Here is a 14,015-nt window from a genome sequence, read left to right on the forward strand (position 1 = left end):
TATGGTTAAAACGTTACCCTTAAATCAAGCAGTCGTTCTGGCAATGGCGTCAACTTAAGAGCCTTCATTAGCAAATCCTCCTATGGATTTTCTGACTTCTTGTTATATAAGTAGCTTGACGCTGACATTCAGTTTTCTTTATAATTTTCTTTGTGAAAGAACAAAAATGCTTATTTGTAACGATAGCTGGCTTACCAAATGCTGGGAAGTCTACATTAATTAACAGCATCATAGGCAAGAAAATTGCAATTGTCACCCCTAAAGTGCAAACAACAAGGACGCAAATAAGGGGTGTTGCAACATGCAACAACACACAAATTGTCTTTACTGACTCCCCAGGAATTTTCTCAGCAGAAACAAAACTTGAAAAAGCTTTAGTCAAATCTGCATGGTCGGCAGTTAAGGATAGTGACATCACTTTGTTGCTTGTTGATGTAAGCAATTATTTGAAAAATATAGAAAGAATTAAGACTATATTTATGCGGCTGCAGCGCACAAAAGGCAGATGTATTTTGGTTATCAATAAAACTGATTTGGTAAAAAGGCCTGAATTAAAGATGGCGCATGAGCATCTGAATTTGCTTTATAAATTTGAAAAGGTTTTTATGATATCAGCATTAAAGAATGATGGACTTTCTGATTTGATGAATTACTTGTCTGAAGTTGCATCGGTGAGCCCCTGGTTTTATGAAGAAGATCAAATAACCGATTCCTCGACAAATTTTTTATCAGCAGAAATTACGAGAGAAAAATTATTCTTGAACTTGCGTGAAGAATTGCCATACTCTACAGCTGTTATAACTGAACAATTTGAGGAAAAAAAAGATAAGAGTTTAGTCATCAAACAGATCATATTTGTGTTGAAAGATAGTCATAAAAAAATAGTACTAGGAAAAGATGGCAGTAATATTAAAAAAATTAATATCGAAGCGCGTGCTGAACTAGAAAAATTATTTGAGTGCAAGGTACACCTCTTTTTATTTGTGAAAGTGCGACCTTGGATCGACCGTCCGGAGGAGTATATAGGCAATGCTTAATTCTTTATTGGTATTTGATATTGAAACTATACCAGATGTAAATTCCTGCAAAAATTTACTCAATATTAGTGATGATAGTAGTGTAGAAGAGAAGAGGGATGCATTAACAAAATATCATCTTGAAATAACAAACGGGCAAAACTCTTTTCTGCGTCAGCCTTTTCACCTTGTTGTAGTTATTAGTTTTTTACTTTGCAATATAAGCTACCAGAGTGGTTATGAGGTGTTCACACTGCAAGAAATAAGATCTGGAGGCACACTAAATTCCAGTGAAAAGGAGCTAGTGAAAGGATTTTTTAACTACATATCAGAGAAAAAGCCAAGATTAGTTTCGTTCAACGGACGCACTTTTGATATACCAGTGCTGAAGTATCGTGCTATGGTCCATGGCATTCAAGCGGAATATTTTCATAAAGCTGGCGATAAGTGGAATAGCTATAATCAAAGATATAGTAGTGATTGGCATTGTGATTTACTTGAAACCCTCTCTGATTTTGGAGCCTCTGCAAGAGTAAAAATGAACGAAGTTTGTGCAGCATTTAATCTTCCTGGTAAGATTGGAGTTGATGGGTCACAAGTTATGGGCTTATACGATAGCGGCAAGATACAAGAGATTCGAGATTATTGTGAAACAGATGTAATTAACACTTATTTGATTTACTTAAGGTTCATGCATCATCAGGGAAGGATTACTACTGAAAGCTACAACAAAAGTGCGGAAGAGCTGCTTTTAGAGTGCGAAAAAAAAGAATACCTAAAGAAATTTAAAGAAGAATGGGAAAGAACTTGTGGTGGAAAAATTTTACTTCCATAGAATAAATAGTCGAGTTATAATGCACTAACAAGCGAACCTCTGTACTAAATTTTGGTTAATATACACGTTGAGCATATTAAGAAAGTTGCTTTTAAGGTATTGCATTTTACTTTTATTTTCGTTATAAGGTTGCTTTAAGTTGAATTTTCAACATTTTTATACTATTTACATTTAAGATATGATTTCGAAATTTTTTGGGGGCACTTCATGAAAAAGTCTATGTATACTAGAACTGCTCTAGTTTCTTTATTAACTTTATGTTCTTTCAGCAGTTTTGCAGCTGACTTTCCTGATGAGAGTATGAAGGAAATAAAAAAGCAAGAGAGCACAAAAACTTCTGGAAAAACAGAAGTTATGAAAACATCAAATAAAAAACTGAAAGAAAAGATGGACAGAATATGTAATGCTGATCCAAGAAAAAAAGCTGAAGAGCTTAAGAAAAAGGAAGAGATGAGATTAGCAGCCGAGCAGAAGAAAAAAGAGGAGATCAGGCTAGCAAATGAGAAAAAAGCAAAGCTTATAGAGGATTCAAAAGCGAAAGCTCTAAACGCTAAGAATTCTAATATAGAAAAAGGTAAAGTTTCAAAAACTAAGCGTTCTAAAACTAAGAATGCTAAAGTTGAAGCTAAAGATGTAAAGAAGGATATAAAAGTTGTTAACAAAAATACAGAGGAAAAAGGTAAGGCAAGTCCTGTTGTTTCAGTTGGTGGAGTTGATATTATCGATACCAATCAAGGGCAAAGTAATTTAAGAATAACTTTTGGTGGTGTTGTTGATGCTCAAGGTTATGGCAAAGCTGGACCAAGTGGCGCAGATTATAAACGTTATAACGTTATGCCAAACAGATCTACAGAGTATTATAATGCCACTCCAGATATAACAAAAGGAGCAAATCCAATATTCTATGAAGGAATAGGAAATATTGGTGATTACAGCAACGATATGGGTATGATTGCTGATGCAATATTGCACCTCAGAGCAGAAAATAAGAATGAAGATTTAGGTCTTCTTTATGGTGCTGACGTGCAGTTTCATGTCCCAGTGACCGAAGGTAAGGGAGCTTCACAGGGTGTTTATGCTGCAAAAGGCAGAAGTGCGCATGTGTTTGTTAACTCAAAATATGGTGACGTGAAGCTTGGTTACCAATTTGGTCCTGAGGCTCTGATGAGGCTTGATGCAACAAGAATTGCGACTGTTGACGGAGCTGCAGATAGTGACTGGTTCAGAAAAGTGAACTTAGAAGGAAGCGCTGCTAGCTTTCCATTTTATGTAACACCACGTCTTTACACTGAAAGTTTTTCGAGTGAAAGTGAAAAATTCTCTTTCCGTATGGCAGGGAAATATAACAAAGGCGTTATGACTACACTGCCATTTAGAGTTGCTTACTACTCACCAAATTATATGGGCGCAAGATTTGGTATCAGCTACTCACCTCGTTATGATAGTGGTTTGTTTACTGTAAAAGAAACAGTTTCAGAAGATAAAGGCGGTAAGATAGAACATAAGGAAACGATAAAGCATGTCGGCCCAGACTATGAGCACATAGTAAGTGCTGGTGCATCATATGAATATGACTTTGATAAACATAACATAAAAGTTAAAACTTCTGCAGTTGGTGAATATGGCTTTCCAAAGCAACCAAGTAAAGATAAGCATCTTTATAAGGAATTTGTGGAGTATAATGACCTGATGGGTGTTAATTTTGGTGTAAGCGCTGATTATAAGATTAATGAAGATCAAGGCGTAAAGTTTGCTGCCTCTTTTGCATACTTGGGCAAATCTGGTCAACCGAAGGGTATTAAAAAATTAATTGGTGATACCTATACGGAAATTGATAGTAAAGATGCTACTGATGGCAAAAGAGTGGAAGGGCTGAAAGCTCAATTTGGTAAAGATAGTATAGATACCATGTATTGGACTGTAGGAGCTGGGTATCAACATGAGAATATCTACACAAGTTTGACGTATTTTGGCAGCAGAATGAATGACAAAGATATGCTTCATGATGGTGCACTTGGCGTTCAATATGATCTGTCTCCTGCATGCAGTAAGAACAAATTTGTTCCTTACGCAGCTCTCCATTATTTTATGACTAACGAAACAGGTAAGCTGAAAGATGAGTCTGATGCTGATGTACCTTCTAACCAAGGAATTCTCCTTCTTACTGGTGTGAAGTTTTCTTTCTAACCAGCCAGTACACACCACAGTTAATTGTGGTGTATTCTTGTCTGTTAGTGTTTATTTGTCGATCAAATAAACATATGGTGTCCTCTCTCCTGTCATCCCAGTGCGTGACACACAACTGTACGAACATTGTGATTTGAGGACACTCCACCAAGAAGGATGTCATCCCAGTGCCCAGACACTGGGATCCAGCTTTCCATGCAACTTCATCAAAAGCGTTTATTCAGCATAAGATCAGCCACTTTTTATGCTCACCAAATCAGTTTGCTTACTTACAAGCAAAATTTCCTGGATTCCAGTGTCAAGCACTGGAATGACACCCTATGGTCACCGGAATGACGCTTTATGGCTACTTAGATGATGAGAAAAGAACACACTGCCCTTATTCTACTGGCCGTATAGCTACTTTCAAATTTAATCAATTAAGCAGGAGGACCCTATGCAAACCACACTAAAAAATCATTTAGCTGGAGAATTACTTACCACTGCTACGTGCTGGAAATTAACGCTTGCAGGTGGAGAAGTAATGGGATTCACTGACTATGATGAAGACTTAAATATTGATAATATACTCTATAAATCTTCAAGTGGATTTACAGCCAGTAGTATAATATTAAACAGCGATTTAAAGACTGATAATTTGGAAATTGAGGGAATATTAAATAGTGTTGATATCAAAAAAAAAGATGTTTTATCAGGAAAGTACGACTTTGCAAATATTGAGATATTTCTTGTGAATTATAAAGACTTGACCCAGGGAACAATGAATCTACATTCAGGAATTTTTGGTAAAGTGACATTAAGTAGTGGAAGATTTATTGTTGAAATTAGAGGGCTTTCAGCAAAGCTTGAGAGAAGCATAGCAGAATTATACTCTCCTGCATGCAGAGCACAATTTTGCGATGATAAATGTAAAGCCGATACTAAAAAATTTAGTAAAATAAGTACAATCACTAAAGTAATAGACGAAAGAAGATTTGAAGACACGAATTTAACTGAGAGTGATGAATATTATAAGCACGGAGTAGTAAAATTCTTTGGCTCAATAGCGTTTGAAGGTGTAGTAAAAGAATATAAAAATAAAGTAGTTACGTTGTTTACTTCGCCTCCATACCAAATTTTTGCTGGAGATAAATATTCAATACTCGCAGGTTGCGATAAAACATTTCCAACTTGCAGAAGCAAGTTTAACAATACTGTGAATTTTCGTGGTGAACCCTATATACCAGGTTTTTATATTGTTTAGCAGTACAATTTTCAATATTATGAATAAGCATGGAAAGGTGGCTGAGTGGTCTAAAGCACACGCTTGGAAAGCGTGCACATATGAAAATATGTCGGGGGTTCGAATCCCCCCTTTTCCGTATGTTACTTCTAGAATAGAATAAAACCCCCGGTCGCGCACACAACTGTACGAACATTGTAATATGGTACAATGTTACAACTATGCGGTGGTAATTTACGATAAATTCATGTAGCCATTTCAAATTTAGCCATACCAATGTCAGTAAATTGATTAAGCAAATAACACTTGAGTAGCAGTTCCTTCCCACGATTAATTTCAGATTTGTTCCGAAAATTAAACCCGAATGTTTGTTTCAGTCGCGAGAAAAAACTTTCTACATAAGATCTTTTTCCGTAGTTTGTTTGCCTTTTCCACCTCTTCATTCCATCTTCGCTGTATGACTTTATTAGTCTAATTGCAGCATTTCTCTCTGCCATACTTTGGATGCTCTGCTGCATTGTTTTTTTGGAGGAATTTTTGTCTTTATGCCGCATTCATCACACAATTTATAGAGTTTATGTCTGTCATATGCTCTGTCTGCATATAGTGCTTTTATGGCATGCTGAAAATTAACTCCTTTAAGTAAATCGCAAGCTCCATAGTGATCAGACCGTTACTGTATTTTGCAGCTATGGCTTTTTTGCTGTTTATATTCAACATTACATGCAATTTTCTTGTCTGTTCATAGCCACGATATTTTCTATCAGCGCTATTTTCCTTGCTGTGTGTTGTTATAAATGCTGATGCTTGTGCTATCTATGGCAATTTCGATATCTTCCATATTATTTTTATCAATTCTGCAATCATTGATCTTAATATTAAGTTTTTTTTGAAGCTTGCGAATAGCTGATAACTGCCAAATCTCTTCCTATTTGTTGCAAATATCCTTTTATAAACCCGACTGTTTGTCTTAAGCCAATTCTAAAAAGATTAACGATTATATGCACTAAAATCACAACTTTATCACTATAAATATAGTTGCCGCCCTGCATTTTTGGACTATTTTCATACCAATTTTCGATAGCTTTATCGATGTAACGAAAAATATTTCCTCTTTTTTCTAGAAATTTGTTATATTCATGGCAGTTACTAACTCTCATTTTTTGTGGCATATTTTTTCTTCAACAGTTAAATAGCTATTTATAATGAATTTTGTCAGTAGCCACCAGATTTTTTCAGTTGCTATGCAACAAAGCTATCCCAGTGTCAAGCACTGGGATGACAGGAAAAGAGGCTATTTGGATGACATCTTTCTTCTTGGTATAAATTATTTTATATCTCAATGTTCATACAGCTATGCACGTTGCTGCATAGTGGATGAGGTGTACTACCTCTAAGAATATACATTATCTCACATAATAATATAATATTTCGTTCATAAATCAACGTTTTTAACATGCAGCAAGAACATTTCCGTTGTAATTAAGGTTCTTAAGATGTATATTAATGAATCTTGTTTTCAATAAATAATGAAAGTAATAATTGTCATGATAATGTTATTGTGTAGCAGTTACACAATGGCAAGCGAGAGAATAAGTCTAGTGGATAAAAAACTATCTCAAGGATATGTAGCTCCAGTGCTTATAGAAAATAGCGTTATTTTATCAGACAAGCACGGCGCTTTATATTCCTTTGATATTGATAACTCAAAGGCTATGAATTGGAAATTACACCTCTCACATAGGAAAAAAATTGGTAACATGAGCCTATCACATTATGAAAAAAATGTTTTCTTTATAGTGGATAACACTTTACACGCAATAGGCGCAAAAACTGGCAAGATTGAGTGGGAAAAAGAATTGAGAGCTCCAGTAAGAGGAAAAGCAGCAGTAATAAATAATAAATTGGTAGTATTGACTATTGATAATTATCTGTACGTGTTTGATATAAAAGATGGCAGCTCCGCTTGGGCTTATCAAAACGGTATCAATGAGGTTCGAGGTTTGTATTCCATATCGCCAACAATTTCTAACGATAAAATAATAGCACCATTTTCAAATGGTGAGTTAATAGCTTTTAATGAAGATGGTAAAAAATTGTGGAGCCAAAAATTGGCTACAAACCTTTTGGATACACAGCTCACAGATGTAACTACTACACCGAGAGTGCTTGGCGATACTTTAATAGCTACAAATAATTCTTATATTTATGGTATTGACGTAAAATCAGGAAATATTTTATGGTCAAAGTCACTGCAAGTAAAAAGTGTATCAGACATTGAGTCATATTATAGTCCTCTTATTCCTGCAGAGAAACAAAAAGAAGGCGGAAGAATTTTTATAGTTACTAAAGATGATAAAATAATTGGCCTGGATATAAAAAATGGAGAAATAGTCTGGGCATCTGATTTAATAGAAAATACGCAACTATTTGCTCCAATTATGCATGCCCATACACTGTGGGTGACAAGCAATAAAGGTTCAATGTTTGCTTTTCCGGGATCTGAAAGTGCAGGAAAGGTAGTCAAAGTACCTGGTAATGTGTTTCACACTCCAGTGTTTACTCGCAATAAGATATATGTAACAACTGAGGGAAAAGGTGTTTATTCTTTAGAAAATAGGTTTGTTTTTTATGACTGATTATGATTTAATTGTTATAGGTGGTGGCCCAGGTGGTTATAAGTGTGCTATCGCTGCTGCAAAGCTTGGATTAAAAGTTGCCTGTATAGATCAAAATAGCATTTTTGGTGGCACATGCCTCAGAGTTGGGTGCATACCCTCCAAAGCATTGCTCCATTCTTCCTATCAGTATGCTCACACGAAAAATGATCTGTCGAAGCTTGGCATAAAAATTAAGGATGTAAGTTTCGATTTAAAAGAAATGCTAGGTTATAAGGACGCCAGAGTTCAGGAACTTGGAAAAGGTATAGAATATCTGTTTAACCTTCACAAAATCACTAAAATCAATGGGCTTGCTTCTTTTGACCAAGGTAATCTTGAAGTTTCAGTTGAAGGTAAGGTGCTGAAGACAAAAAATATAGTAATTGCAACCGGTTCTGACGTTATTTCTTTGCCAGGAATTAATATCGATGAGAAAAATATTATTTCATCAACTGGTGCATTATCTTTAACTGAAGTACCAAAAAAACTTGTCGTAATCGGAGCCGGGGCAATAGGGCTTGAAATGTCTTCTGTATGGAGCAGGCTAGGGTCTGAAGTCACTGTAGTAGAATTTTTTGATAGAATCGCTGCAGCAATGGATGGAGAATTAAGTAAGTCTCTACTTTCTAGTCTACAAAAACAAGGAATAAAATTTTTACTTAGCACTAAAGTCGAGGAGATAAAACAAAGTAGCAACTCTTTGAGTGTGAAAGTTTGCTCTGTAAAAGATAACCAAACAAACGTTATAGAGGCAGATAAGGTGCTGGTTGCAGTAGGTCGCAAACCATGCACTGAGAGTCTTGAAAAAATAGAGAAAGACAGTCGTGGTTTCGTTCAAGTTAACAACAGATATGAAACTAATGTAAAAGGAATATTTGCTATTGGTGATGTGATCGGTGGAGCAATGCTTGCTCATAAGGCAGAAGAAGAAGGAGTGGCAGTTGCAGAGATAATCGCTGGGCAAGTACCTCACGTTGATTATGAAATCATACCATCTGTCATTTACACTCACCCTGCGGTTTCTTCAATCGGTAAAACTGAAGAGGAGTTGAAAAGTGTTGGCCGTAAGTACAAAGTTGGTAAATGTCAATTTGCTGCAAACGGCAGAGCAAAAATCACTGATGATGCTGAAGGATTCGTGAAAGTGCTGACTTGTAGCAGAGCAGATACAATACTAGGTGTGCATATCGTAGGAGCATACGCTGACACGCTAATAAACGAAGCAGCGGTTGCAATGGCATATGGCGCAGCAGCAGAGGATATATACAGAATTTGTCACTCTCATCCTGATATAAATGAAGCCTTTCGAGATGCGTGCATCGATGCTTTCTTTAAAAAATAATTGTGGACCTCGGTTCAATCATTGAAAAATGGTATGAGTGGCTGAGGTGTAACAGATCTTATTCACCAAACACTTTGGAATCATACATGAGGGACTTGAAGGATCTTATAAGTTTCCTAAATACTCACATTGGTGGAGAAGTAAATGTTGGTACTCTGAAAAATTTAAGCATACCTGAGTTAAGAAGTTGGCTTACCTCTCGTTACGCAAGAGGTGTAAACGCAAGATCCAACACTCGAGCACTCTCAGTAATCAGAAATTTCTTCAAGTACATAAAAAACAACTACAATATAGACAATGAAGCTGTATTTTCCTTATCAAGGCCAATTCAGAGAAGAACTTTGCCCAAAGCACTTTCAATATCTAATATAAAAACTTTATTGAAAGAAATGAAACTATCCGACCTGGGCGAACCTTGGGTGGTAAAAAGAGAAATTGCGATTATCGTCCTGCTATATGGTACAGGCTTAAGAATCAGTGAAGCGTTGAACCTTAGGGTTAGTGATATTAACAATGAAAGTTTAATAGTAACAGGTAAAGGAGATAAACAAAGGCAGGTATTCATTCTCCCAGTAGTAAAAAAATGTATACAAGAATATGTAAAAGCCTGTCCTTACCTTGATGAAGCACAACATCTTTTTGTGGGAGTAAGAGGAAAAAAATTGGGAAGAACTTATGTGGCTAATCGTTTGCAAAAAATAAGGAGAATGTTAAATTTACCAGAAATTTTATCTCCACATGCATTTCGCCATAGTTTTGCTACTCATTTGCTTCAGGAAGATATTGACATAAGATCAATACAACAACTGCTTGGTCACTCAAGCCTGGAAACTACTCAAATTTACACTCACCTCAATTATCAAGATGTTTTTAACATGTACAAAAATTTTCAGCAGGGCCTGGAGAAGAAATCAAAACTTTAACTTCGTTCTAAACCACCAAGCTGAGTGCTTTCAACATCACTAAGTATTGTGTTTGCTTTATATAAATTACAACATCCTAATAAAAAAAAAGCCAGTGCAACTGCTGTAAAGAAAGCACTTATTATCCCTGGATAATCTTCTATTACTAAACATGCAACAACAGTATATACTCCAAGCAATATAAAACATGCAGAAGCGTAGTTGCTTAGTTTTCTACCAGAAGAAATTGCTTGCGAGGATTTTTCGTTTTTATTACTACGGAGCCGTCTATTTTCTGATGAAAGCCTATCTCTTTCTTCCCTTACTTGTTTCAAATCTCTTTTTAATCGTGAAATTTCGACAGTGTCGCTTGCTCTTCCACACACAATTCTTTTAAATTCAATCAATTCACTTTGTTGAGCCGATTTTTCCTGCCTTACTTGTACTAAATCTTTTTCTAATTGTGAAATTTTGCCAGTTTTATTCGTTAGCTCTTGCTCTTTCTCTACAAGTTGAGCTTTTGTTCTTTCAAGCCCTTGTAAAAACTTCTCAAAATCTTCTGGTATATTATTCGTATTTGCAGGAAATTTTTCATTTAAATAATCTTTAATAGAGTTAACTGGATTATCAACACCCCCCAATGCAGCAGTAACAACTGCACGATTTATAAAACAATTATCTTCTACTAATTTTTTCACATCATCTAAATCTTTTCTATTAATAGTATCAGTTAATCGGCTCTGAATAGCTTGTTCAATTGTTTGCTTTAATTGTGCATACTGCTCGTAACTAAAATCTAGGTCTTTATGTTTTAAAAGTTTTGTCAATACTTCTTTTTCATCTTCTGTTATCGTTCGTAAACATAATCGAATAATTAAGCTAAGTGGTGTTTTTATTCTTCCATCTTGGGTTCTTCTCCAGCAATTAGGATGAAGCTCTTGATTCAATAGTCTTTTCGCTTGGCAAATATTTCCGCTAGAAAGAGCAGCTAATAATTCTTTTCCTTTCTGTGCTTTTTGTATTTCTATTATCAAATGCCCAGCACGATTTTGTCTAGCACATTCCTCAGGATTTTGATGGTTTTTATTGGTTAGATAAGTGTTTATGTTTGGATGACTTAGTAAGAGTTGTAAAGTTTTCTTTTGTTGAAAGCACATTGCTAGATGCAAAACTGTATTGTTATTATTTTGTTCAGAAATATTAACATCTATGCTCCGGTGCAGTAGGAGCAACCTAATCATATTCTGATATTCTTTTTCTGTTTCAGAGCCTGCAGACAAATTAGTAACTATGGACATCAAAGGTGTCATGCCTTCTTTATCAAACGCATTAACATCCGCACCCTCTGCCAGAGCTTCTTTAAAATCTTCTAGGTTTCCATCATCAATAGCCTTAAATAGCTGTTTTGTTGATTCACTTAGCTGTCTTGAAGTTGTCGGATTTCGAGCTTGCGATGCCGTGTTATCACCACCTCCATAAGCTCCATAATATGCTACACCGTTTCTATAAGGCATACTAAACCCTCTTTATTAATGATTTACTAATATAATTATGTAAAAGAAAAGGAAAATTGCAAGCAATTTATCTAAAATCCTAGAATTAACTACGACTCCAAAAACTTTTCTGCATCAAGCGCAGCCATGCATCCTGTTCCTGCTGCAACTACTGCTTGACGATATACCTTATCTTGAACATCACCTGCAGCAAACACTCCTGCCCTACTAGTTAAAGTTGTTCCAGGTTTTGTAATGATGTAACCCTGCTCATCCATTTCAACAAAGCCTTTAAAAATACCCGTATTTGGTGCATGCCCGATTGCAATGAACACTCCATCCACTTTTAATTCTTGGGTTTTATCGATCTCTGCTGATTTAATCGCAATACCAGCAACCCTTTTTGGATTTTCTTCTCCAAGAATCTGCTCTACGGTATGGTTCCACATTACTTTTATTTTATCATTTTTAAAGAGCCTATCTTGCATTACTTTTTCCGCTCTTAATTTATCACGCCTGTGTATTAATATCACTTCTTTGGCAAATCGAGTTAAAAATATTGCTTCTTCAACAGCAGTGTTTCCACCACCAATCACAGCTACAACTTTATTCCTAAAAAATGCACCATCGCAAGTCGCACAAGCTGAAACCCCATAACCCTGAAATTTCTTTTCACTTTCTAAACCAAGCCACTTCGCTTGCGCACCAGATGCAATGATAATTGCATCTGAATAGTAGTCATTGATATTACCAGAAGATCTAAACCTATACTCATTAGAATCCTCAAGTTGTTCAACGCTTTTTATCTCATCATCTATTATTTTTGCTCCAACCTTTTCTGCATGCAACCTCATTTGCTCCATTAGTTCTGGACCCTGTATTGAAACAAAACCAGGATAGTTTTCAACATCTGTAGTAATTGTAAGCTGACCACCAGGCTGCATTCCCGTTACTACAATTGGCTCTAAGTTTGCACGTGCTGCATATATAGCAGCAGCATAACCCGCTGCCCCAGATCCAATAATAAGAACTTTTGTACTAAATTTATAATTCTTCACTGTATGAGTTTAGATAATCAGCTACTCCTTCATCGCTTGCCTGCATTGCTGGCTTACCTTTCTTCCACCCTGCTGGACATACTTCACCATGCTCCTCATTATGTTTAATTGCATCAACGATTCTAACGAATTCATCGATATTACGCCCTAAAGGCAAATCATTTATCGATTGATGACGTACAATAAATTTATCATCAATAACGAAAGTTGCTCTCAGCGCAATTGAGTCATCATATAAGACCCCATAGTCTCTTGATATAGACTTTTTGATATCAGACACTAAAGTGTAGCTAATCTCTCCAATACCACCATCATTAACTGGAGTGTTTCGCCATTTATAATGTGAAAATTTTGAATCTACACTTATTCCTATCACTTCAACACCACGCTTTGCAAACTCATTTATTCTATTATTGAGCGATATCAATTCAGTTGGGCAAACAAAAGTAAAATCAAGTGGATAGAAAAAAAGGACAGCATACTTATTTTTTATGCGCTTACTCAGACAGAAATCATCAACAATTTCTCCGTCAGAGAGAACAGATGAAGCAGTAAAATCGATAGCAGATTTTGTTACAAGATTCATAATTAACCTATTCTTTTAAAATAACTTCAATTTTACATCTTGATAAACTTATATGCAAGTTTTCTTTGGTTTTAGTCCTATAAAAACTTCCTAAAGTAGCTCTTCTTTTTTACCGATAAGATACAATCCAGGTTGGAATACTGAGTTGGTGAGTATAAAATTCTACGTCATGCCACCGCGAACCGTCATACCGCCACGAACCGTCATACCGCGATTCATTCGCGGTATCTCTAGATCCCGCTAACAAGTAGCGGGATGACGGTTGTCGTTTAGCTATAAATGTTAAAAAATTTGCCAAACGAAAAAAAAGGCAAAAGAAGCCCCGTGGTTGGCTAATTACTTACATTATACTTTCAAGTATGGCGTTTTTTTATTCTAAACGTTTAATAACCGCGATTCAGTTGCTTTTAAGCCGCAACTAATCTAAATTATAAACATTAAGAAATTTACTAAACAGAAAAAAAGGCAAAAGAAACCCTAGGGTAGCTAGTTATTCACTATCCATTTTTTAAGTTGGCGTTTTTTTATGTTTTAAATGCTTTATAAGCGCATTTTAGCTTATATTAGGTAAAAACCTAGAAGTTTTATAAAGACATAAGGTGCACATAGTGCAAAAAATTAAACATGAGACGCCAGATACGTGAGTTTTTTTGTCATTTAATCTGTACAGAGAAGATAAATAAATAGCTTCAGTTTCATGATAAGGGAGTTGGC

Annotated in this window: 10 protein-coding genes, 1 tRNA gene and 1 pseudogene; 8 read left to right on the forward strand and 4 right to left on the reverse strand. The window is 35.7% G+C overall.

The window, feature by feature from the left end; translation table 11 throughout:
* Positions 1-152 precede the first annotated feature (152 nt).
* The 5 genes from era (at position 153) to OOK89_RS05020 (ending at position 5,399) form a co-directional block, all read left to right on the forward strand.
* A complete protein-coding gene (gene era / locus OOK89_RS05000; protein ID WP_010082484.1) occupies positions 153-1,037 on the forward strand; it encodes a GTPase Era in 885 nt (294 codons plus the stop codon).
* Positions 1,030-1,851, forward strand: a complete 822-nt coding sequence (locus OOK89_RS05005) for a 3'-5' exonuclease (RefSeq protein WP_264718870.1) — start codon at positions 1,030-1,032, stop codon at positions 1,849-1,851. The genes era and OOK89_RS05005 overlap by 8 nt, the downstream gene beginning before the upstream one ends.
* A 207-nt stretch (positions 1,852-2,058) precedes the next feature.
* Positions 2,059-4,038 (forward strand): WD0745 family porin, encoded by a 1,980-nt coding sequence (locus tag OOK89_RS05010; RefSeq protein ID WP_151808035.1) that lies wholly within the window; start codon positions 2,059-2,061, stop codon positions 4,036-4,038.
* A 436-nt stretch (positions 4,039-4,474) separates the two neighbouring features.
* On the forward strand, positions 4,475-5,281 hold the full coding sequence (locus OOK89_RS05015; protein ID WP_044471259.1) for a DUF2163 domain-containing protein: 807 nt from the start codon (positions 4,475-4,477) through the stop codon (positions 5,279-5,281).
* Positions 5,282-5,312: 31 nt separating this feature from the next.
* Positions 5,313-5,399, forward strand: a tRNA-Ser gene (locus tag OOK89_RS05020).
* Positions 5,400-5,505: 106 nt separating this feature from the next.
* Here OOK89_RS05020 and OOK89_RS06665 read toward each other — a convergent pair.
* Positions 5,506-6,432, reverse strand: a pseudogene (locus OOK89_RS06665) (IS5 family transposase).
* Positions 6,433-6,789: 357 nt separating this feature from the next.
* Here OOK89_RS06665 and OOK89_RS05035 point away from each other — a divergent pair.
* The 3 genes from OOK89_RS05035 to OOK89_RS05045 are packed head-to-tail and all read left to right on the forward strand — an operon-like array spanning position 6,790 to position 10,185.
* On the forward strand, positions 6,790-7,899 hold the full coding sequence (locus OOK89_RS05035; protein WP_264718872.1) for an outer membrane protein assembly factor BamB family protein: 1,110 nt from the start codon (positions 6,790-6,792) through the stop codon (positions 7,897-7,899).
* Complete coding sequence (gene lpdA, locus OOK89_RS05040; RefSeq protein WP_264718873.1) at positions 7,892-9,262, forward strand: dihydrolipoyl dehydrogenase; 1,371 nt, start codon at positions 7,892-7,894, stop codon at positions 9,260-9,262. The genes OOK89_RS05035 and lpdA overlap by 8 nt, the downstream gene beginning before the upstream one ends.
* A gap of 2 nt (positions 9,263-9,264) precedes the next feature.
* Entirely contained in the window at positions 9,265-10,185 is a 921-nt protein-coding gene (locus OOK89_RS05045) for a tyrosine recombinase XerC (RefSeq protein WP_264718874.1), read from the forward strand.
* On the opposite strand, the gene OOK89_RS05050 is transcribed toward OOK89_RS05045, so the two are convergent.
* From OOK89_RS05050 to OOK89_RS05060, 3 genes are all read right to left on the reverse strand, one after another.
* On the reverse strand, positions 10,182-11,678 hold the full coding sequence (locus tag OOK89_RS05050; protein ID WP_264718875.1) for an ankyrin repeat domain-containing protein: 1,497 nt from the start codon (positions 11,676-11,678) through the stop codon (positions 10,182-10,184). The two genes, OOK89_RS05045 and OOK89_RS05050, sit on opposite strands and share 4 nt — an antisense overlap.
* 89 nt (positions 11,679-11,767) lie before the next feature.
* On the reverse strand, positions 11,768-12,715 hold the full coding sequence (gene trxB, locus OOK89_RS05055) for a thioredoxin-disulfide reductase (protein WP_264718876.1): 948 nt from the start codon (positions 12,713-12,715) through the stop codon (positions 11,768-11,770).
* Complete coding sequence (locus OOK89_RS05060) at positions 12,702-13,301, reverse strand: peroxiredoxin (protein ID WP_012673206.1); 600 nt, start codon at positions 13,299-13,301, stop codon at positions 12,702-12,704. The genes trxB and OOK89_RS05060 overlap by 14 nt, the downstream gene beginning before the upstream one ends.
* Positions 13,302-14,015: the final 714 nt, after the last annotated feature.

The organism is Wolbachia endosymbiont (group A) of Lasioglossum morio, from assembly GCF_947250585.1.
In the GTDB taxonomy this organism is placed as follows: domain Bacteria; phylum Pseudomonadota; class Alphaproteobacteria; order Rickettsiales; family Anaplasmataceae; genus Wolbachia; species Wolbachia pipientis.

Bases quoted from the DNA above. Each gene is read 5' to 3' on its own strand.
- OOK89_RS05005 (WP_264718870.1), top strand. From the start codon at position 1,030: ATGCTTAATTCTTTATTGGTATTTGATATTGAAACTATACCAGATGTA.
- OOK89_RS05010 (WP_151808035.1), top strand. From the start codon at position 2,059: ATGAAAAAGTCTATGTATACTAGAACTGCTCTAGTTTCTTTATTAACT.
- OOK89_RS05015 (WP_044471259.1), top strand. From the start codon at position 4,475: ATGCAAACCACACTAAAAAATCATTTAGCTGGAGAATTACTTACCACT.
- OOK89_RS05035 (WP_264718872.1), top strand. From the start codon at position 6,790: ATGAAAGTAATAATTGTCATGATAATGTTATTGTGTAGCAGTTACACA.
- lpdA (WP_264718873.1), top strand. From the start codon at position 7,892: ATGACTGATTATGATTTAATTGTTATAGGTGGTGGCCCAGGTGGTTAT.
- OOK89_RS05050 (WP_264718875.1), bottom strand. From the start codon at position 11,678: ATGCCTTATAGAAACGGTGTAGCATATTATGGAGCTTATGGAGGTGGT.
- OOK89_RS05060 (WP_012673206.1), bottom strand. From the start codon at position 13,301: ATGAATCTTGTAACAAAATCTGCTATCGATTTTACTGCTTCATCTGTT.